This window comes from Olsenella sp. KH1P3, from assembly GCF_900167315.1.
In the GTDB taxonomy this organism is placed as follows: domain Bacteria; phylum Actinomycetota; class Coriobacteriia; order Coriobacteriales; family Atopobiaceae; genus Olsenella_J; species Olsenella_J umbonata_A.
Genome location: NZ_FUWQ01000003.1, coordinates 138229 through 156419, shown reverse-complemented (window position 1 = coordinate 156419; position 18191 = coordinate 138229). Strand labels below are relative to the sequence as shown.

At 60.6% G+C, this 18191-nt stretch carries 20 protein-coding genes and 2 tRNA genes; 14 read left to right on the top strand and 8 right to left on the bottom strand.

From position 1 onward, the window contains the following. The first annotated feature begins 18 nt into the window (after nt 1-18). From B5D13_RS05380 to B5D13_RS05315, 14 genes are all read left to right on the top strand, one after another. Nucleotides 19-109: transfer RNA gene (locus tag B5D13_RS05380), tRNA-Ser, on the top strand. 47 nt (nt 110-156) lie between these two features. Continuing rightward, nucleotides 157-247: transfer RNA gene (locus B5D13_RS05375), tRNA-Ser, on the top strand. Nucleotides 248-423: 176 nt separating this feature from the next. Beyond that, the gene (locus tag B5D13_RS05370) at nt 424-1452 is read left to right on the top strand and encodes a DUF4013 domain-containing protein (RefSeq protein ID WP_078687305.1); all 1029 of its coding nucleotides are present in this window, start codon (nt 424-426) and stop codon (nt 1450-1452) included. 284 nt (nt 1453-1736) lie between these two features. Continuing rightward, nucleotides 1737-2030 (top strand): 30S ribosomal protein S6, encoded by a 294-nt coding sequence (gene rpsF, locus B5D13_RS05365; RefSeq protein WP_078687304.1) that lies wholly within the window; start codon nt 1737-1739, stop codon nt 2028-2030. Between the two features lie 48 nt (nt 2031-2078). Then, nucleotides 2079-2540, top strand: a complete 462-nt coding sequence (locus tag B5D13_RS05360; RefSeq protein WP_078687404.1) for a single-stranded DNA-binding protein — start codon at nt 2079-2081, stop codon at nt 2538-2540. A 49-nt stretch (nt 2541-2589) separates the two neighbouring features. Then, a complete protein-coding gene (rpsR, locus tag B5D13_RS05355) occupies nt 2590-2862 on the top strand; it encodes a 30S ribosomal protein S18 (protein ID WP_078687303.1) in 273 nt (90 codons plus the stop codon). 30 nt (nt 2863-2892) lie between these two features. After that, nucleotides 2893-3936: a DUF2232 domain-containing protein gene (locus B5D13_RS05350; RefSeq protein ID WP_143327751.1), complete on the top strand. Its 1044-nt coding sequence runs from the start codon at nt 2893-2895 to the stop codon at nt 3934-3936. A gap of 42 nt (nt 3937-3978) precedes the next feature. Next, entirely contained in the window at nt 3979-4512 is a 534-nt protein-coding gene (gene rplI, locus B5D13_RS05345) for a 50S ribosomal protein L9 (RefSeq protein WP_078687301.1), read from the top strand. Nucleotides 4513-4962: 450 nt separating this feature from the next. Next, nucleotides 4963-6351, top strand: coding sequence for a replicative DNA helicase (dnaB, locus tag B5D13_RS05340; RefSeq protein WP_078687300.1), 1389 nt, complete (start codon nt 4963-4965; stop codon nt 6349-6351). 94 nt (nt 6352-6445) lie between these two features. Next, nucleotides 6446-7726: an adenylosuccinate synthase gene (locus B5D13_RS05335; protein WP_078687299.1), complete on the top strand. Its 1281-nt coding sequence runs from the start codon at nt 6446-6448 to the stop codon at nt 7724-7726. Nucleotides 7727-7738: 12 nt separating this feature from the next. Beyond that, nucleotides 7739-8683, top strand: a complete 945-nt coding sequence (locus B5D13_RS05330; RefSeq protein ID WP_078687298.1) for a DegV family protein — start codon at nt 7739-7741, stop codon at nt 8681-8683. 25 nt (nt 8684-8708) lie between these two features. Next, a complete protein-coding gene (gene purD / locus B5D13_RS05325; protein WP_078687297.1) occupies nt 8709-10007 on the top strand; it encodes a phosphoribosylamine--glycine ligase in 1299 nt (432 codons plus the stop codon). Between the two features lie 61 nt (nt 10008-10068). Further along, entirely contained in the window at nt 10069-10821 is a 753-nt protein-coding gene (locus B5D13_RS05320; protein WP_078687296.1) for an NUDIX domain-containing protein, read from the top strand. A gap of 142 nt (nt 10822-10963) precedes the next feature. Beyond that, entirely contained in the window at nt 10964-11923 is a 960-nt protein-coding gene (locus B5D13_RS05315) for a hypothetical protein (RefSeq protein ID WP_078687295.1), read from the top strand. A gap of 111 nt (nt 11924-12034) precedes the next feature. Here the strand turns inward: B5D13_RS05315 and B5D13_RS05310 are convergent, their stop codons facing one another. The 8 genes from B5D13_RS05310 to B5D13_RS05275 form a co-directional block, all read right to left on the bottom strand. Beyond that, nucleotides 12035-12907 carry a PfkB family carbohydrate kinase gene (locus tag B5D13_RS05310; RefSeq protein WP_078687294.1) on the bottom strand — a complete coding sequence of 291 codons (873 nt, stop codon included), beginning with the start codon at nt 12905-12907 and terminating at the stop codon, nt 12035-12037. A 237-nt stretch (nt 12908-13144) separates the two neighbouring features. Continuing rightward, nucleotides 13145-14218 (bottom strand): type IV pilus twitching motility protein PilT, encoded by a 1074-nt coding sequence (locus tag B5D13_RS05305; RefSeq protein ID WP_078687293.1) that lies wholly within the window; start codon nt 14216-14218, stop codon nt 13145-13147. An 8-nt stretch (nt 14219-14226) separates the two neighbouring features. Continuing rightward, nucleotides 14227-14727 (bottom strand): hypothetical protein, encoded by a 501-nt coding sequence (locus B5D13_RS05300; protein ID WP_078687292.1) that lies wholly within the window; start codon nt 14725-14727, stop codon nt 14227-14229. Further along, complete coding sequence (locus tag B5D13_RS05295; RefSeq protein WP_078687291.1) at nt 14724-15107, bottom strand: hypothetical protein; 384 nt, start codon at nt 15105-15107, stop codon at nt 14724-14726. Before B5D13_RS05295 ends, B5D13_RS05300 begins: the two co-directional genes overlap by 4 nt. Before the next feature lie 2 nt (nt 15108-15109). Next, on the bottom strand, nt 15110-15643 hold the full coding sequence (locus B5D13_RS05290) for a DUF4860 domain-containing protein (RefSeq protein WP_078687290.1): 534 nt from the start codon (nt 15641-15643) through the stop codon (nt 15110-15112). Further along, nucleotides 15640-15966: a hypothetical protein gene (locus tag B5D13_RS05285; RefSeq protein ID WP_078687289.1), complete on the bottom strand. Its 327-nt coding sequence runs from the start codon at nt 15964-15966 to the stop codon at nt 15640-15642. The genes B5D13_RS05290 and B5D13_RS05285 overlap by 4 nt, the downstream gene beginning before the upstream one ends. Nucleotides 15967-15975: 9 nt before the next feature. Further along, a complete protein-coding gene (locus tag B5D13_RS05280) occupies nt 15976-17028 on the bottom strand; it encodes a type II secretion system F family protein (RefSeq protein WP_078687288.1) in 1053 nt (350 codons plus the stop codon). A 38-nt stretch (nt 17029-17066) separates the two neighbouring features. Further along, nucleotides 17067-18032, bottom strand: a complete 966-nt coding sequence (locus B5D13_RS05275; protein WP_159443993.1) for a transglutaminase-like domain-containing protein — start codon at nt 18030-18032, stop codon at nt 17067-17069. Between the last annotated feature and the right edge of the window lie 159 nt (nt 18033-18191).

Below are 18191 nucleotides of genomic sequence, written 5' to 3'. Positions count from 1 at the left end.
TACCCCTTGCGGTTTTAAGGAGAGTTGTCCGAGTGGCCGAAGGAGCACGATTGGAAATCGTGTATACGCCTAAAGCGTATCCTGGGTTCAAATCCCAGACTCTCCGCCAGAATCTTCCAAGTGGCGCCTCAGGGCGCCACTTTTGAATCACCCTTCGGAGGGGTGGCAGAGTGGTTGAATGCGGCGGTCTCGAAAACCGTTTACCCGCTTCGCGGGTACGAGGGTTCGAATCCCTCCTCCTCCGCCATTGCAAGAACAAGCCAGCCTACGGGCTGGCTTTTTCTTTACCTACAGGTTTCCTGTCATCGTGTGAAAAGCTCCCGGAACGCTGGAAAACGGGTTATGCCCTAGACTATACGTAGGTTAATCGCATGCCTATGATCGCCGGCATCCTTTGGATGCCGAAGACGAAAGGAGTATCACATGGCATCTGAGAGCGCAGGCTACTACGGCCGTGCATGGGCCCTCCTCACGAAGGATAAGGGTTGGATTAAGACCATTCTCGTCGCGGCCATCGCGCTTTGGGTCCCCGTTGCGGGCATCCTGGGCGTAAATGGCTACGTGCTTGAGTGGGCTCGCCTCACTGCCTGGGGCGTCGACTCTGCTCCCAAGCAGAAGAACGTTCAGGTTGGCGAGTGCATCAAGAGTGGTTGGCGCGCCTTCGTCCCCACGTTCGTTTGGGTTTGTGTCTGGGGTGCGGTGAACTACTTCATCAGCGTCCTGTTCAATCACCTGCCCATCGTTGAGCTTGCCGTCAACGTGCTGGGCATCTTCATCGGCGTCGCCTTCATGGTCAACCAAATCCGCGTGACCATCTATCAGAGCATGGGTGCAGGCTTCCAGCCCGTTGTCATTGCGAACATGATTAAGGCTGACGCCAAGGGCTTTGCCAAGGTCGCCGGCATCTTCACGCTCATGCAGCTCATCATCGGCATCGTCTTCGCCATTATCGTTACGGTTGCGATTGTTCCCACCATCGTCAGCATCGGCGCCAATGCCTATGACGCTTACTTCTATTCCTATAGCGACAGAATGATGATGTCCCACATCATTTCGGCGATCACCGGACTCATTCCGGTCATTCTTGTCGTCATTTACATTTGCTGCATGGGCGAGGTGTTCTCGACCATGATCGCCTACACGATGGCCGGACTCTGGGTCAGGCAGTTCAATGTTCCGGCCTGGGGCGACATGCACGCTCCTCTACCCGCCGTCACTCCGTATCAGCCTGTGACCTCTGCTCCTGCTAATCCGCAGCAGGGATATCAGCCCGTCGCCCAGGACCCTGCATACCCGCAGTCCGCTCAGCCCGCCGCTCAGCCTGCGCCGACTGCCCAGCCGGCTCCCGCAGTCCAGTCTAATCCCGCCCCTGAGGCCTCGGAGAGCGTTGAGACTATTTCCCTGAGCGGCAACGCTTCCCAGCATGGCGAGGAAGGTCCTTCTCAGCAGTAATGTGTCGACTTTGAGATTCTCAGAAGTCGAAAAGGAATAGCCGTAATTTCTTACAAGGGTTTGACCTGCGTCATCACTACCCCCGTGCAGTTACGCGCTGTACGGGGGTAGTTTTGTGTCAGGCGGGGCTATTAGCTTTGGATGTGGGATGTGTGTGGGAGAGGGAATGAGCCGATTGCGTATGAAGAGGCTGATGTCGTTTGTGTTAGCATGACAGACTGACCTTTCCTGCTCCGGATGCAACCTTCACTAACCGGAGCCGTTAGCCCAGAGGAGGTGACCACATGAAGGCTTATGAACTGCTGTATTTTGTCGATCCCGCGACCACCGAGGAGGCTCGCGCCGGCGTCTCCAAGCGTATTGACGTCGCTGTCACCGAGAACGGCGGCACGATCGACAACGTCGAGGACTGGGGCAAGCGCAAGCTCGCCTTTGAGATCGACAAGCTCACTGAGGGCGACTATACCCTCGTCAACTTCCACGCAGATCCCGCTCAGATCGCCGAGCTCGACCGCGTTCTCCGCATCAACGATGCCGTGAAGCGCCACATGGTCGTGCGTCGTACCGACAGGGACTAGTTTTGGAAGATCGGACGTAGAGTCCGTGGATGAGAGGCAGTGAGCAACGTGAGCATCAACAGGGTGAACATTTCCGGAAACCTAACTCGTGATCCCGAGCTGCGCGCAACGGGTGGCGGAACCTCGGTTCTTACCTTTGGCGTCGCCGTTAACGACCGTCGCCGCAACCCGCAGACTGGCGAGTGGGAGGACGTTCCCAACTTCGTAGATTGCGTCGTGTTCGGCAACCGCGCCGAGCCGCTCTCTCGTTTCCTCTCTAAGGGCCAGAAGGTTGCCATCGAGGGCAAGCTTCGCTGGAGCTCTTGGGAGCGCGACGGCCAGAAGCGCAGCAAGCTCGAGGTAATTGTTGACGAGGTTGAGTTCCTCTCCTCGAGGAACTCCGGCCAGCAGGGCGATGGTGGCTACCAGACCTACAGCGCTCCCGCTCCCGCGCGCGCCCCCCAGCAGTCTCGTCCCCCCGTCCAGAATCCGCCTGCGGCGGATGTCTACGACGAGGACATCCCGTTCTAGGATCTTAATGACGGCCCGTCAGGGCTGTCGGTAGAAAGGCATTAAAGACATGGCTAAGCAGAGGAAAGTTGAACAGCGCCAGCCGCGTCGCAAGTATTGCCAGTTCTGCAAGGAGGGTGTCGAGTTTATCGACTACAAGGACACCCAGCTCCTCCGCAAGTACATGACCGATCGTGGCAAGATCAAGCCCCGTCGCGTCACTGGCGCCTGCACGCAGCATCAGCACGACATTGCGATCGCCATCAAGCGCGCTCGCGAGATGGCTCTTCTTCCGTACACCGTCACCGTGGTTTCTAGCCGTGGTGGCCGCAATCGCGGGTAGTAGGGCTACTTCAGAAGGATCTAGTTATCGTTGAGTGAAGACTACGACAGCAAACGTCCCGTACCACCTCAGGGATACGAACGTATCCCAGGGGGTGAGGTTCCTGAGGCAAAAGCCTCTGGAGCACAGAAACGGGGAGACGGGCAACGCCTTGCAAGGCCCGGATCCTTTTGGGCTGTGTTTGGCGCCGCTATTGCCTACGCCAGCCCAAACGCGGGGTCGCTCCTGGCTTCGTATGGCATTTGCCGGATGGGGTTGGGGTCCAAGGGCAAGCCGAGGGCAATTCTTTTTGCCAGCCTGCTTGTTCCGGCCCTCCTCGCTGCCGTTCTCTTCGACTGGAGCCAGCTCCCCTATGTGGTGATTACCTGCGCTTGCGTTGGTTTCATCTCGTGGTGGGGCTTGGACCAGGAGGTTTCGGAGCAAAGGGTCATTCTTTTGGGAGTGGCCATAAGCCTTTGCTTCGCGGCCGTCGACGCCTGCGTCGCATGGATGAATGGATACACGCTGCCTGATGTCATCGAGCAAGTGATTGGCGCTTACTCCCAGTATCTCAGCGGATCCAACAACATTGCGGCACAGACGAACCTTTCGGTCGCGTCGGACCTTATCCGGCAGTACTGGCCGATGGCATACGTCATAAACGCCATCGGACTGTTGGTCTGCTCCCTTGTCGGAGCGAGCGCTGCGCTTCGTAAGCGTGCTAAGCGTCCCGTCCTGGGGCGCCTCTGCTCTTACGATGCCCCACGCTGGGTGGCGATTCCCTTTGTGGTGTCCGCCGCGCTTGCCGTGGCGGCACCTCATCTGGGCGACCAGTCCTCCCTAGCCGACTTCGTTGGCAGGAACGGGCTGGCGGCCTCGCGCATCGTCCTCGCTCTTCAGGGTGTGGCCGTTGCCGACTGGTACGCAAGGAAGCTCAATGTTGGATCCTTGTTGCGAGGCATTCTCGCAGCAGCCCTGATTTGGGCTGAAGTGTCGTTTGTTGTACCGAGCGTTTTGGGTCTTGTCGACCTGCTGGCGGCAAACTTTCGCGATTTAGATCGTGGCCGCAGGACAGTTGACAAGGCCGCTAAGTAAGCAAGGAGTCGACCGTAAGGTCGACCAACAAAAGGAGTTCCCATGAAAGTCATCCTTCTGGGTGAGCTCAGGGGCAAGGGCGGCGAGGGCGACATCGTAGAGGTCGCTCAGGGCTACGCGGAGAACTACCTGTTCCCCAGCAAGATTGCTCAGCCCGCCACCCCGGGCAACATCAAGCAGCTTGAGGAGCGCCGTCACGTCATCGCCAAGCGCGAAGAGAAGCGCATCGCTGACGCTACCGCCTCCAAGGAGCAGCTCGACGGCAAGACCGTCAAGATTGACGCCAAGGTTGGCGAGAACGACCAGCTCTTCGGCTCCGTTACCGCCGCTCAGATTGCCGACGCAATCAAGGAGCAGCTTGGAATCGAGATTGATCGCAAGCGCATCGTGCGCGGTGGCACGATCAAGACCGCTGGTACCCACCAGGTCGAGATCAATTTCTATCGTGAGATTGGCGCGGTCATCACCCTCCGCGTCGCTGATCCCGACGCCGAGGAGGAGGTTGTCGAGGCAGAGGAGACCGCTGAGGTCGAGGAGACTGCCGAGGCTGCTGAGACCGAGGAGTCCGCTGAGTAACTGTACTTGTCAACAAATGTTCCGTCCCAAATCGCGGATATCAACAATCCTTGAGCTGACGGATGGAACGGCCTGACAATTGACATGAGCTTAGTGTCACAAGAGCCCTGCTGGCATCGTTTTTGCGGTGTTGGCGGGGCTTCTTTTTGTGCGTTCGGGAAAATGCTGTCTACCTGCGGAAATATCATTTCTCATATTCAAATTCTCACTTTTTTTGACGATAGGCGCAGGTTGACGGGTACCTTCTGATGTCAACGCGAGAATGTTGAAAACTACCTCTCGGAAAATTTTTCAAATTTGTTGAAAACGTTGAAAAAGCAAGAATTGCCCGCTAACGCGAAATAGCTATCAACAATGCCCTGTTAATTGGGGATATGGACAAAATCGTCCATTTGGTTTTGCGGTACCATCCCCCTGCACCATCTTTTTTCATCGCTAGGAGTTGCTCCCATGCCGGACACCGTCTTCGAGAGTTATTCGATCCCCAACGTTCCCGAGGGCGGCGGAACAATGCCGCAGAACCTCTCGGCCGAGAAGTCGATCCTCTCGGCCATGATTCTGAGCCAAGAGGTTCTTCAGGAGTGTCTCGTCGTCCTCAAAGAGAAGGACTTCTTCCTCTACTCGCACAAGTGCATCTTCATCGCGATGCGCGAACTGTTCGATAACGGTCAGAATGTCGACCCGATCTCCCTCGCCGACCACCTCAAATCGTCCGGCAAGCTCGATCAGATTGGCGGCATGGCTTACCTCATCGAGCTGAACTCCAATTCCTTCTCGCTCGCTAGCTGGAAGCATCACGTTCAGATCCTTCACCGCGACGCCACGCTCCGTGCCCTGATTGAGGCTTCTTCCAAGATTACCGCCCTCGCCTTCGACGCACCCGAGGACACCAAGGAGGTTGTCGACACCGCAGAGGGGCTCCTGCGCGACGTCACCAACGACGAGATTGGTGACACGTTCCAGAGCCTGTCTGACGTCATGGGCGACCTCTACGAGGAGCTATCTGAGGCCTGCGAGAATCCCGACGGTGCCCTGGGCGTCCAGACCGGATACAGGGGAATCGATGCGAGGCTTCAGGGCCTACGCCCCGGCCAGATGGTCGTCATCGGCGCACGACCTGGTGTCGGTAAGACCTCGTTCGCGCTTAACCTTCTCATCAACGCGGCGGTTAACGGCGCGTCGGTCGCGTTCTTCTCGCTCGAGATGAGTAAGGCCGAGATCGCCCAGCGCCTGCTCTCGGCGCATGCCCACATTCCCCTGGGCGACCTCCGTGGCGCCAAGATTCAGGCAAACCAGTGGCCCACCATTCTGGACGCGACCAGAGAGCTTTCGACCCTCGACGTCATGATCGACGATACCCCTGGCACAACGGTTACCGAGATTCGAGCCAAGGCCCGCCGCATGCTCAAGGATAAGGAGAAGGGCATGGTCGTGGTCGACTACCTCCAGCTCCTTGAGCCGCCTTCGGGCAGCGGCGGTGCGGACAGCCGTGCCACCCAGGTCTCCGCCATGTCACGTGGCATCAAGATTATGGCTAAGGACCTTGGCGTTCCGGTAATCGCGCTTTCGCAGCTTAACCGTAACGTTACCGACCGCAAGGGCAAGCGCCCCGAGCTTTCCGACCTTCGCGAGTCGGGCTCCATCGAGCAGGACGCCGACATCGTAATCCTGCTGGATCGTTCGATGACCGAGGAGGAGGCGGCGAGCGAAGACCGCCCAGACTTCAACGTTACGGACTTTATCATCGCGAAGAACCGTTCCGGCCCGCTCGACATTATCCCGCTCGTATTCCTCCCAGGTACGACGAAGTTCGTCGAAATGGATCGCCACGAGGAATAGGCGAAGTCGTGTGCATGTTGCAAGAACGTTTAGCAGCCCTTGGCGGGGCGTATACTAAAGAATGGTGTGTAGAACAAATCCGAGAGGGGTAGTAATGCCTGCATCAGTGCTCGTTGGTACGCAGTGGGGAGACGAAGGAAAGGGTAAGGTGACAGACCTTATCTCCGGCGACTTCGACGTCGTATGCCGCTACGCGGGCGGCGCTAACGCTGGGCACACGGTCATCGCAAACGGCCACAAGCTCGCACTGCACCAGGTTCCCTCCGGCGTTATGTATAAGGGGACCTATCCCGTCATCGGCAACGGCTGCATCGTCGACCCCGAGGTCCTCCTGGGCGAGATTGACATGCTCGAGGAGCAGGGCATCGACTGCGGCGACCTCAAGATCTCCGGCAACGCCCACATTGTCATGCCGTATCACAAGGATCTCGACGGCGCTCACGAGAAGAAGCTCGGCAAGAACCTTATCGGCACTACCAAGCGTGGCGTCGGCCCGACCTACATGGACAAGATGAACCGCACGGGCCTTCGCGTTCAGGACATGTTGGACGAGAAGATCTTCCGCGAGAAGCTCGAGGCTGCCCTTGCATACACCAACCCCATTCTCGAGAAGGTCTACGAGATGCCGACCTACACGGTCGACCAGATCTGCGAGACCTACCTTCCCTTCGCCGAGCGCATTCGCCCCTACATCGTCGAGAGCTCGCTCTTCCTCAACGAGCAGCTCGAGTCCGGCAAGAACATTCTCTTCGAGGGTGCCCAGGCAACCATGCTCGACATCGACCACGGCACCTATCCGTTCGTGACGTCTTCCAACTGCACCGCCGGCGGCGCAGTTACCGGTTCTGGCGTTGGTCCCACCAACATCAAGCGCGTCCTTGGCATTGCCAAGGCCTATCTGACCCGCGTCGGCTCTGGTCCCTTCCCGACCGAGCTGTTCGACGAGACGGGCGACCTGCTCGGCGAGGTCGGTCACGAGTATGGCGTCACCACGGGTCGCAAGCGTCGCTGTGGCTGGTACGACGGCGTGGTCGTTAACTACGCCGCCCGCGTCAACGGCCTGACCGACCTCGCCATCACAAAGCTCGACGTCTTGGGTTGCCTGGACGAGATTAAGGTCTGCGTTGCCTACGAGTGTGACGGCAAGATCTACAAGACCGTCCCCGAGCACCAGAGCGTCTTCTATCACGCGAAGCCCGTTTACGAGACCCTGCCTGGCTGGAAGTGCGACATCTCGGGCGTCCGCAATTTCTACCAGCTCCCGCGCGAGGCGAAGGACTACATCGACTTCCTCGAGCAGCTCGCCGGCGTCCGCGTTTCCATCATCACCGTCGGTCCCGATCGCGAGCAGACGATCGACCGTTATTGGAACTAGGCTCCGTTCGTGATGATCGAGTCTCGCAAAAACTTTGCCATAGTATGTGACAGTGCCTGTGACCTCCCCCTTTCCGTTCTGGAGAGGGCGGGGGTCGCTCTTGTCCCTCTCAAGGTGCGCATTGCTGACGAGACCTACCGTGACTGCATTGACATCGACGCACCCGACTACTTCGTCTCGTTCTCGTCGCGTACGGGACAGGTCAACACCTACTCGCCGTCCGTCGAGGAGCTCGCTGACGTTTACAAGAGCCTCGTCTCCCAGGGTTACACCCAGATCGTTTCGGTGCACGTGTCATCCGAGATGCGTGATGCCTATCAGAACGCCGTCGCGGCTGCTCATGAGACCAAGGGTGCGCGCATTCAGGTGATGGACACGCGCGGCACCTCGGGCAAGTTCGCCCTCGTCCTCGCCCGCCTTGCGTGCGATCGTGACGCTGGCTTCGGGGTCGACGAATGCGTTGCACGTGCCGTCAGGGTGGCGCAGGAGTCCCGCATGCTGGTCATTCCCTCTGCTGCCGCTCGCCCTGATCACGGAATCGGGCACAGGAGCAGGGGAATTCTGGGCCACGTGACCAGTCTCCAGCGACGCGCGCTGGGCATCAGGGGCGTATTTGAGATCAATGGCGAGGGGCAGGCCAACGAGCTCTTCCGCTCGAGCGAGCTCTCGAGGCTCTCGGGCTTCATGGCGCGAACTATGAGCGCCTATGCCCAGAAGATGGGTCCGGTAATCTATGTCGAGGTCAGTGGTGGCGTTCCCAAGTTCCTCTCGGTTGTCGAGAAGCCCCTTGACACCAATGAGTTTGAGTCGGACTGCGCCGCCGTTCTTGACACCAACCCCACCACCACGAGTCAGCTGGGCGTCGGCGCCGTCGGGCTGGCCTATGTTCCCCAGAGCCTGCTGGACCCCGCCGAGGCGGCGTCCTTCTTTCAGGTAGACGAAGCGCTTGACAGCTAATAACTTTCAAGGCCGAGGAGGCAGAATGAGCAGCTCGAAAGACACGGTAGACATCCTTCTTCTTGGTGCGGGAGGAAGGGAGCATGCACTTCTTGCCAAGCTCGCCCAGTCCCCGCGTGCGGGAAAGCTCTACGTTGCCCCGGGCAACGGCGGCATGCATCAGCTTGCCGAGGCGGTCGACCTTGACCAGGAGTCTCCCGAGGCCGTCGCGGCATTTGCGCGCGACAATAACATCGGCCTCGTCGTGATCGGCCCCGAGGCCCCGCTCGTCGCCGGCGTCGCCGACGCTGTCCGCGCGGCTGGCATTCCCGTGTTCGGTCCGTCTGGAGCCGCCGCGCAGATGGAGGGCTCAAAGGAGTTTGCCAAGAAGGTCATGTCCCGCGCCGGCGTGCCCACCGCGTCTTACCGCTCCTTCACGGACGAGTCCGCCTGTGCTGACTACGTTCGCGAGCTCAACGGCCCCTGCGTGGTGAAGGCCGACGGCCTCGCTGCCGGCAAGGGCGTCGTCGTCGCGTTCACGGTCGAGGAGGCTCTCGAGGGCGTCCACGAGTGTTTCAACGCCTTCGGCGAGGCCGGAAACACTGTGGTCGTCGAGGAAATGCTTGAGGGACCCGAGTGCTCCCTGCTTGCGCTGACCGACGGCGCAACGGTCGTTCCCCTTGCCACCTCTCAGGATCACAAGCGCGCACTGGACGGCGACAAGGGTCCCAACACCGGTGGCATGGGCGTCTACTCTCCCGTCCCTATCCTGCTCGACGGCGAGCTCGAGAAGATGATCCAGATCGAGCAGAAGGTCGTCGACCAGCTTCGTGCCGACGGCATCCTGTATCAGGGTTGCCTCTACGGCGGCTTCATGCTCACCAAGGACGGTCCCAAGGTCCTCGAGTTCAACGCGCGCTTTGGCGACCCCGAGACGCAGGTCGTGCTGCCTCGCATGAAGGCCGACCTCGTCGAGTGCTTCCTCGCCTGTGACAACGGCACGCTCTCCTCCGACATGGTTCAGTGGGATGACGACTGGGCAGTATCGGTCGTCCTCACGTCGGCGGGCTATCCCGGTTCCTACGAGAAGGGCAAGATCATCTCTGGCGTCGACGATGCCAACGCGATGGACGGCGTGACGGTCTACCACGCGGGAACTAAGCTCGACGCCGACGGCAACGTCCTGACCAACGGCGGGCGCGTGCTGAACGTCACGGCGGTCGCGTCGACGTTTGAGGATGCTCGAAACCTTGCCTACCAGGCCTGCGACAAGATTAGCTTTGAGGGCAAGACCTACCGCCACGACATTGGCATCAAGGCCATCAAGGGCCGCTCCAACCTGTAGCGAACTAGTTCGATGAGTTGGGTTGCGGCGTCTGCGGGCGCCGCAATTGCATTGGAGGATTATGGCTGACGAGAATAGCAAGGCAACGGAGTCAATCATCGACGAGCCGACGTCGGGCGACCGGCTGACTGATGCCATTGATAGCATGCGCTCCAGCGTGACCGCCTTCACCTTCGACGGCGATCGCTCTTCTCATGATCACCAGTCCGGCACACCGGAGCGTCGCGAGCTCGTGCTGGGGGACAACGATCCGCGCGACGCCTCTCTCAGCGAGAGGGTGCTCTCCGAAGATGTTGCCTGGACAGGGAAGATATTCAACGTCGACCGTCTTCAGGTGGAGCTCCCCGATGGTCGCAAGGCCACGCGCGATGTCGTGCGCCATCCCGGCGCTGTCGCCGTCGTCGCCCTTACCGACGACGGCCGTATCTGTCTCGTGAGGCAGTATCGCACCGCCCTCGGGCGCGTCACGGTCGAGATTCCCGCCGGCAAGCTTGACCCTGGCGAGGACCCCCTGAGCTGCGCCGCTCGCGAGCTTCTGGAAGAGACGGGCCTCAAGGCCCAGAAGATGGCATTCCTTACCACCATCGCAACCTCCTGCGGCTTTGCCGACGAGCTCATCCACATCTACATGGCGACGGGCCTCGAGCAGGCTGCGTCCGACCCTGACGTCGACGAGTTCATCAACGTCGACCTCGTGGAGCTCCCAGAGTTCATCGATGCGGTGCTCGACGGCAAGATTGAGGATGCCAAGACCGTCGTGGGCGCGCTCATCTGCGACGCGGTCTCGCACCGTCTTGCGCCTCAGGAACAGTAGGCTGCGGCCAGGCTGTAGCCATTAGCTGTAAGGCGACGCTAAGAGGCCCAGGCACCTGTCGCCTTGCCTATACTTAGGGAAACCAACACGAAAAGAAATGCTGGCCGCCATGGGTGGCTTGAGATTGTTAGGAAGAGGCCGCATGGCAAACAGACACGATAGGGCCCGCATCCAGAAGGGCGCGCTCACCGCCGAGCAGGCCGAGAAGCTCTTCGCCACCGTTGACGAGACCGGTCACACCAACGAGGAGACCGCCAAGAAGCAGCGCAAGCGCCGTAAGGAGCTTGGCCACGGCGTCGACGTCGACCCGCTGTCCGATGCAGACCCCTCGGGTTCCAACGTCGAGAAGGTCATCACCAAGACGGCCGTCGGCTTCGTCATCGTATTCCTCGCAATCGTCGTCGTATCTCAGGTCTCCTGTGGTCTCGTGCGTCGCGCCAACACGGCCGACCTAGCCGAGAACGCCGACCTTACCAGCGTTGCTTCCGCACTTCACGGCGGCGTCGAGTGGGGCAATGGCTTCACGCAGTTCCCTGATACCTTCTCGGTCCAGGAGGCGGACGAGAACACGCACCGCATCGAGGTCACGGTCGTCGACACCACCTCGCAGAATGCCCTCGAGGCTTTCTCGGGCGCGCAGATCCAGGCGACGGCCTTCGCGGTCAACTCTCTGCTCAACCCCAACATCAACACGGTCACGTACCACGTGAACGTTCACGTGGACGAGAACGGCAAGTACCAGCAGTCCGCGCTGTTTGGGCTCCTGCAGCCAAAGGGCGAGGTCAAGACCATCATGACGTTCGTCTGGACCAAGACGACGAACGAGAACGGCGTGGTGCGCTTCAACTGCACGATTACCGGTCTCGACCAGAATATGCAGGACCAGCTGCGTGACAACATCACGTCGTCCTTCACGCCCACCTCGGTAATCAGCAACGTTCTGGGCACTTCTGAAAACGAGAAGGACTCCAAGTCGAAGTCCAAAGCTGATTCCGCCACGAGCTCGACCGAGGCCGCCGCGGCGACGTCGGACGAGTCCGCGACGTCTTCCGACGGAGGTTCCTCGGCAACCGTGGAATCGACCAGCTCGAGCGCCCAGTAAGGTTCTCTGCGGGCTATGCAGCAAGAAGGCCAGGTCATACGACCTGGCCTTCTTTTTCAGACAACATGTGCAGTCGAGCGGCTGGCTTTCGGGCGCGTGACTGGCGTGAGGCTAGCGCACGAGGTCGGTAATCTCGCCCAGGACGCTTTCGAAGCTGACTCCGCGCGTCTCGTAGTCCGGCTGCTGGCGGGTTACGATCATGGCATCGTGTACCAGCTTGCCAGCAAAGTTGACGCTGTCGTACAGGCTCTTGCCGCTCATGACCGCAGCCAGAAGGGCGGACGCGAACAGGTCGCCCGTGCCGTGGAGCATGTAGGGAAGCTGCTCTGCGCAGACCTCGCAGGTCTCGAAGTCCCTGCCCGCAACGTAGTTGCGGATGACGCCGTCGCCGTGGGCCACGCCCTTGATGACGACGGTCTTGGCGCCCATGTCCAGTAGGGCCTCCATGTTGCGCTTGATGAACTCAACGTCGACGTCCTGCCCGCGATACTCGATGCCGGTGATGATGGATGCCTCGGTGAGGTTAGGCGTCAGGATGTCAGCACCCTCGACCAGCTCGGCCGTGGCCTTGCACATCTCGTCGGTGTAGGTGGGGTACTTGCTGCCGCCATCGCCCATGACAGGGTCGACCACGCGCAGCGCCTTGGGATGCGCGTGGTAGATGCGGTTGATTGCCCCTACCTGCTCGGCGGAGCCAAGGAAGCCAGAGTAAACGGCGTCAAGCTCTATGCCCTCCTTGTCCCAGGCGTCCAGATACTCTTCGAGCATCGGCGTGGTGTCATGCATGTAGAAGAAGGGGAACTTGGTGTGCGCCGAGAATAGGGAAGTGGGCACGGGGCACACGTCGCAGCCGGCTGCGGACAGCACGGGAATCGCGACTCCCAGCGAGCACTTTCCGTAGCCGCACAGGTCATGGACGGCTGCGATGCGAGGGATGTAGGCTCCCTCTCGCTTGTACAGATACAGATCTTTGGCATTGCTCATGGCTATTCCTTTCGCATGGACTAATGGACCGATGCCTAAGGCACAAGGATAGCCATTTGCCCGCCCGAGGCGCGACTTGTGCTCGATTGGAAACAGCGCGCGGCGGCATGATGATTGCCTGCCGAGAAGGCGCGTAAAGAAGGCGAGAAGGACAAGTCCTTCTCGCCTTAGGCATAATCGTTGTGTCAGCGTCAGCTGACTGAGAGGTGTCCCGGCCGGCGGCTGGCCCACCCGACTCTAGAGGCCGACCGCATTGAACCTGTTCTCGAGCGCCTCTTGGTGAATGGCGTGCTGGAGAGCGACCTCCTTCGAGACGGTGCCCTGCTTCACCAGGTTGAAGAGGCTCTGGTCCATGGTGTGCATGCCCTGCGCGGAGGAGGAGGCGAGCACCGAGTCGATCTGGTAGCTCTTCTCCTCACGGATAAGGTTGCGGATGGCGGGGTTGCAGACCATGATCTCGAATGCGGGGACGATCTTCCCATCCGTCGTGGGGACGAGCTGCTCACTCACGACGGCCTGGAGGACCATGGAGAGCTGAAGCCGAATTTGACGCTGCTGCGAGGAGGGGAAGGTGTTGACGATGCGGTCCACCGTAGCCGACGCGCTCGAGGTGTGCATGGTCGAGAGGATGAGTTGGCTCATCTCTGCTGCGGTGACGGCGGTGGCCATCGTGTCCCTATCGCGCATCTCGCCCAGGAGGATGACGTCCGGGGACTCGCGCAGTGCCGAGCGCAACGCCTCGTCGTAGGTTGCGACGTCGGTGGGAACCTCACGTTGGGTGACGATGCAGGTGCCGTGATGATGCACGTACTCGATGGGGTCCTCCATGGTCACGATATGGCCGGCGCGCTCGTGGTTCAGGCGGTCGACCATGCAGGCGAGCGTCGTCGATTTGCCCGCTCCGGCGGTACCGGTGACCAGGACGAGACCGCGCTGGAATCTGACCAGGTCGAGCACCTCCTCAGGGATGCCGAACTCGTCAGGGTCGGGCAGGCCGAAGGGGATTACGCGGATGACCATGCCGAAGGACCCGCGCTGGCGGAAGGTGTTGGCGCGGAAGCGTCCGAGGCCCGCGATGGAGAGCGAGAAGTCCTCGTCGTGGTTGTAGTTCGACTCGAAGTGCGAGAAGTCGCGACCCGCAATCTCGTAGATGCGCCTGACCAGAGCCTCCGTGTCGGAAGGCATCAGTCGCTCGGAGTCGGTGCGATAGTGCTGACCACTCACCTTGTAGGACAGGGGGAGGCCGGCGATGACGAAGACGTCAGACGCCTTCTTGTCGATCATTTGCCTGAGCATGCTCTCGAGATCCATGGGGACTCCTAGTCTTTATTGGAGGCGTCGCCGCCCCAAAGTGAATAGTCGCTGGTATCGCTTTCGGTAACGGTGGAGAGCTCCCATTGCTCGATGGTGTAGGAGCGGTCGCCGTTGACGCCAATCTTGATCTTGAGCGTGTGGCCGTGCTTCGTGGTGATGGTTGCGGTCACAGCCGTTCCGTCGATGCTCGCGCTCACCGACGCGTCGTCCGTGGAGCACTCGCCCGTGAGGCTCGTGAGCTGGCTGGACACGGCGTCGATTGCGCTGTTCTGGTCCTTCGAACCTGAGACGATGCCGTCGATCTTGGAGAGCAGCGTCTGTCCCGTGGCCTCTGCCTCGTATCCCTCGGCAGCCATCGTGGCCTGCCTGTTGGCGAGCGAGCTCATCGCGTTCGAGGTCGAGACGGCGAGCACCGCAAGCACGGCCAGAACGATGATGATTACCAACGTCAAGATGGTCAGGAGGCCAATGCGCATGTTGCCGCCGGCCTTGCTGTAACGACTCATGAGCGCTCACCTCCCACGTAGCGTGCCGTATCCATCGAGAAGAGCTCGCTTCCGTCGACCTCGCGTACGGTGATGCGCGCGTGGTAGAGCGTTCCCCTGGAGGTGGGCTCTGCGGAGACGTCGCTGTCGACTACGAGGCCGCCCTGGGTGTCGCTCGTCTGTCCGACCTTTGGGTCCGCCGAGAAGGACTCGGCCTCGTTGGACGCCGCGAGGACTGCCTCGTTGAGCCGTGCGCTGTGCTTGCCGGCGACCAGCGCGGACGAGAACAGGGTCGAGAACACCGCCAGCGTCGCGATGAGGACCATGAGCAGGACGAGTGCCTCGACGAGGAAGGCCGTGTTGCCGCCGCCGACCAGGCGTGCGCTCAGGCGCTTTGTCATGGCTACTCACCTCCCTGGACGCTGCGGAGCGCGACGTTTGCGGTCCCGCTGTCGGTCGTAATTGAAAGCAGGCCGTCCTTGTACGAGAACGAGAAGGCCGAGCTTGCGCCGAGTACTGTCGCCTTCTGGGGCGTGTACGGGGTACCCGCGATGGCATACTCTTCGACGACGTTACCCTGGTAGAGGTAGATGCGCGTCTCGTACGTGCCACTCTCGAGCTTCTCGATGATGACGAGGGACTCGCCCTCCGGCCCCCTTCCGCGCGCGATGGAGCCTGCGGCATCGTTGGCGCGCACGGTGCTCACGACGGGGCCAAGGGCGAGCATGCCCTGCTGGCTGTCGACCTGCGTCTGGTGCAGCGAACGATAGCTTACGGTTGCCGCGGCGATGGCGACAAGGTCGATGATGATAAAGCTTGCAAGAAGGATCATCAGGAAGATGCGCATGGGGTCGCGTCGACTTCCCGCATCGATGGCGGCGCTCGCGGCGATGGCCTCGAAGCGCTTCTCGCCCGATTGGTCGGAAGGGGCTCTCATCGTGGAATCACCACCACGGTTGGCGCGACGTTTCCCGCGTATGCTTCGTAGGTAATGACGTAGTCGTTGTGGTTGACAACGAGGCCGTAGTTCCGCTCGAGGTAGCCGAGGGAGGTGGGGTAGGACCCCTCGACCGCGCAGCAGTGGTTTGCGGACTCCAGAATCGCCTCGCGTACCGAGGCGGCGCCCTGCTCAAGCGCACTGCGTCGGTACGCGTTGACGGCAAGACCACAGACCACGGCGAGTACGACGGTCACGACGAGCGAGATGATGCGCGCCCGCCGTCTGCTCTTGATGCGCTCCTGCGTAAGCTCGTGGTACATCGACGCCCCCTATCCGATGGACCTCATGATGCCGATGAGAGGAAGCATGACCGAGATCAGGGTCGCACCAACGGCGATGGTGAGGAAGGCCGCAAGCATCGGCTCGACGCGGGCGATCAGCTGGTCGACACGCTCGAGGGCCGCCTCGAAGAACACCTTCGAGAGCTTGTTCAGAACCGAGTCGACGCTTCCCGTTGAGGATCCGACCTGAATCATGCGCGCGTAGACCGGCTCGAAGATCTCGTGCTTCGAGATAACTTGTGCGAGGGAGAGCGGCGCCTCGGCATCGCACATGTCCTGGAAGGCGGCATCGAGCTTCTTGCGCAGGATGGGATTGGTAACGAGCTCCTTGGAACGCGCCATGGAGGTCTCGGTGTCGAGGCCGGAGGAAACGTAGGTGGACAGAGCGGAGGTGAAGCGGGCGAGCGCGAGCTCGTACATGGCCTCGCGCGTGAAGCTGAGCCTCTCGAAGAAGGCGATCGTGCGGTCGCGGCCCCTTTCGGACCCGCTTGCGATCGTCATCGCCGCAACGACCGCGGCCATGACGATGGTGACCACCAGAGCGATCCAGCCGATGACAATCGAGATGCCCACGGCGTTGAAGGACCCTGTCGTGAGGGAGCCGGAGATTCTCTCGTAGGAGTCGACGAAGACCGGGAGGATGAAGGCGACCGTGAAGGCGAGAATGACGGCCATGATGCACAGGAGGCCCGCAGGGTAGCTGACCGCCGCACGCAACTTTGCGAAGGCCGTGCTCTTCTCGTCAAAATAGGTGTCGAGGCTCCTGAGGACGTCCTCGATGCGGCCGGACTGCTCGCCCGCCTTGACCATCTCGATGGCGTAGAGCTGGAAGGCCCCGGTCTCTTCCATGGCGGTGGAGAGGGGCTTGCCTTCGATCAGGTGACTGTAAAGGTCCGCGCAGACGCTCTTGAATCGCGAGTCACTTTGGTTGTCCGCAAGCATGTGGACCGCCTCGTCCACCTGGATGCCCGCCGAGAGCATGTTTGCCATGCTTCCGCAGAACGCGCTCAGCGCACTGCTGTCCAGCAACGTGTCTGCCATACGACTGCCCCCTCGCATCGTCAGATTGCTGACGAAAATCAATAGATGTACCTGTCAGTATACGTCTTTCCATCACCCACATATTGGGTTGCGTCTGACGCAGCGGCAAAGGTTAGGTCAACGCGACTCCAGGTGTTTTGCTCGACGGTGAACGAGGCTGTTTGCCAGCTGCCGTCGACGTAGACCATCATCCATGCGTGATAGATGTCGCCGGGCGAGACGTAGCCGGTGACGAGCTGCGCCGGGATGCCTTGACTGCGCAGCATCGCGCAACCAAGCGCGGCGTAGTCAAAGCATATGCCCCTGCCCGTTGCCAGCGTCTCGTCCGGGTCGGGCACGTAGCCCTTTACGTTCCCGATGGACTGGGCCTTCTGGGTGTCGTATGAGATGTTGTCTACGATGAAGGCGCAGATCTTCTGGGCGGCCTCGCCCTGGTTCTGGGCGTCTGATACGATCTCGCGCGCCTTGGCGACGCAGGCACTGCTCTCGCTGTAGTTGCAGTACACGTTGGGCCTCAGGAAGGGCTCGAAGGGGGAGGCCAGCGTGACCGAGACGTTGGCGCTGGTGGTCTCGACGTAGTTGTTCTCGCTGGTATTACGCATGATTCTGATGACGTAGTCGCCGTCGCCCATGTTGAGGGGGAATACCGTGGGCGTACCGTCTGAGGGAAGGTCGTAGTTGTAGCTCTGCTCGCCGTGGGTGATTTGGACCTTCAGCCGTGCCTCCGAGGTCGCCGACGCGCTGACATAGCCGTCCGAGGTGTGCGAGGCGTCGATGTACCCGTCGTTTTGTGCGATGGCGGCCTCGCGAACAAACACGGCGTCGCGAATCGACTGGGCTGGCGCGAACGGCGCGCCCTGGGCGCTGCTTCCGCCGCAGCCAAGCAGGGCGAGACAGCAGAGCAAGACGGCGAGAAGCGCGCGGTGCCATGGGCACGTGGCCGCAGCGGGGCATGCGGACGAACGGCGTGCGATGCGCGACGCTATGTGGCGTGCCGAGCCCATCAGCCTATGCCCTTCTCGCGAGACGACGGCAGCATACAATGACTCGAATGTTGGTGCCGTGGCAGGATATGAAAATAGTAACGCCTTCGCCGCGCTTTTTTGCCACCACCCACGTCCGTCTTTATAAATGCTCTGTTGCAGTTTGCCTGCGGAGTAAAA

Bases quoted from the DNA above. Each gene is read 5' to 3' on its own strand.
- B5D13_RS05275 (WP_159443993.1), bottom strand. From the start codon at position 18,032: ATGGGCTCGGCACGCCACATAGCGTCGCGCATCGCACGCCGTTCGTCC.
- B5D13_RS05335 (WP_078687299.1), top strand. From the start codon at position 6,446: ATGCCTGCATCAGTGCTCGTTGGTACGCAGTGGGGAGACGAAGGAAAG.
- rpsR (WP_078687303.1), top strand. From the start codon at position 2,590: ATGGCTAAGCAGAGGAAAGTTGAACAGCGCCAGCCGCGTCGCAAGTAT.
- B5D13_RS05290 (WP_078687290.1), bottom strand. From the start codon at position 15,643: ATGAGAGCCCCTTCCGACCAATCGGGCGAGAAGCGCTTCGAGGCCATC.
- B5D13_RS05295 (WP_078687291.1), bottom strand. From the start codon at position 15,107: ATGACAAAGCGCCTGAGCGCACGCCTGGTCGGCGGCGGCAACACGGCC.
- B5D13_RS05315 (WP_078687295.1), top strand. From the start codon at position 10,964: ATGGCAAACAGACACGATAGGGCCCGCATCCAGAAGGGCGCGCTCACC.
- B5D13_RS05285 (WP_078687289.1), bottom strand. From the start codon at position 15,966: ATGTACCACGAGCTTACGCAGGAGCGCATCAAGAGCAGACGGCGGGCG.
- B5D13_RS05305 (WP_078687293.1), bottom strand. From the start codon at position 14,218: ATGGATCTCGAGAGCATGCTCAGGCAAATGATCGACAAGAAGGCGTCT.
- B5D13_RS05330 (WP_078687298.1), top strand. From the start codon at position 7,739: ATGATCGAGTCTCGCAAAAACTTTGCCATAGTATGTGACAGTGCCTGT.
- B5D13_RS05320 (WP_078687296.1), top strand. From the start codon at position 10,069: ATGGCTGACGAGAATAGCAAGGCAACGGAGTCAATCATCGACGAGCCG.
- B5D13_RS05280 (WP_078687288.1), bottom strand. From the start codon at position 17,028: ATGGCAGACACGTTGCTGGACAGCAGTGCGCTGAGCGCGTTCTGCGGA.
- purD (WP_078687297.1), top strand. From the start codon at position 8,709: ATGAGCAGCTCGAAAGACACGGTAGACATCCTTCTTCTTGGTGCGGGA.
- B5D13_RS05300 (WP_078687292.1), bottom strand. From the start codon at position 14,727: ATGAGTCGTTACAGCAAGGCCGGCGGCAACATGCGCATTGGCCTCCTG.
- rplI (WP_078687301.1), top strand. From the start codon at position 3,979: ATGAAAGTCATCCTTCTGGGTGAGCTCAGGGGCAAGGGCGGCGAGGGC.
- B5D13_RS05370 (WP_078687305.1), top strand. From the start codon at position 424: ATGGCATCTGAGAGCGCAGGCTACTACGGCCGTGCATGGGCCCTCCTC.
- B5D13_RS05310 (WP_078687294.1), bottom strand. From the start codon at position 12,907: ATGAGCAATGCCAAAGATCTGTATCTGTACAAGCGAGAGGGAGCCTAC.
- dnaB (WP_078687300.1), top strand. From the start codon at position 4,963: ATGCCGGACACCGTCTTCGAGAGTTATTCGATCCCCAACGTTCCCGAG.
- rpsF (WP_078687304.1), top strand. From the start codon at position 1,737: ATGAAGGCTTATGAACTGCTGTATTTTGTCGATCCCGCGACCACCGAG.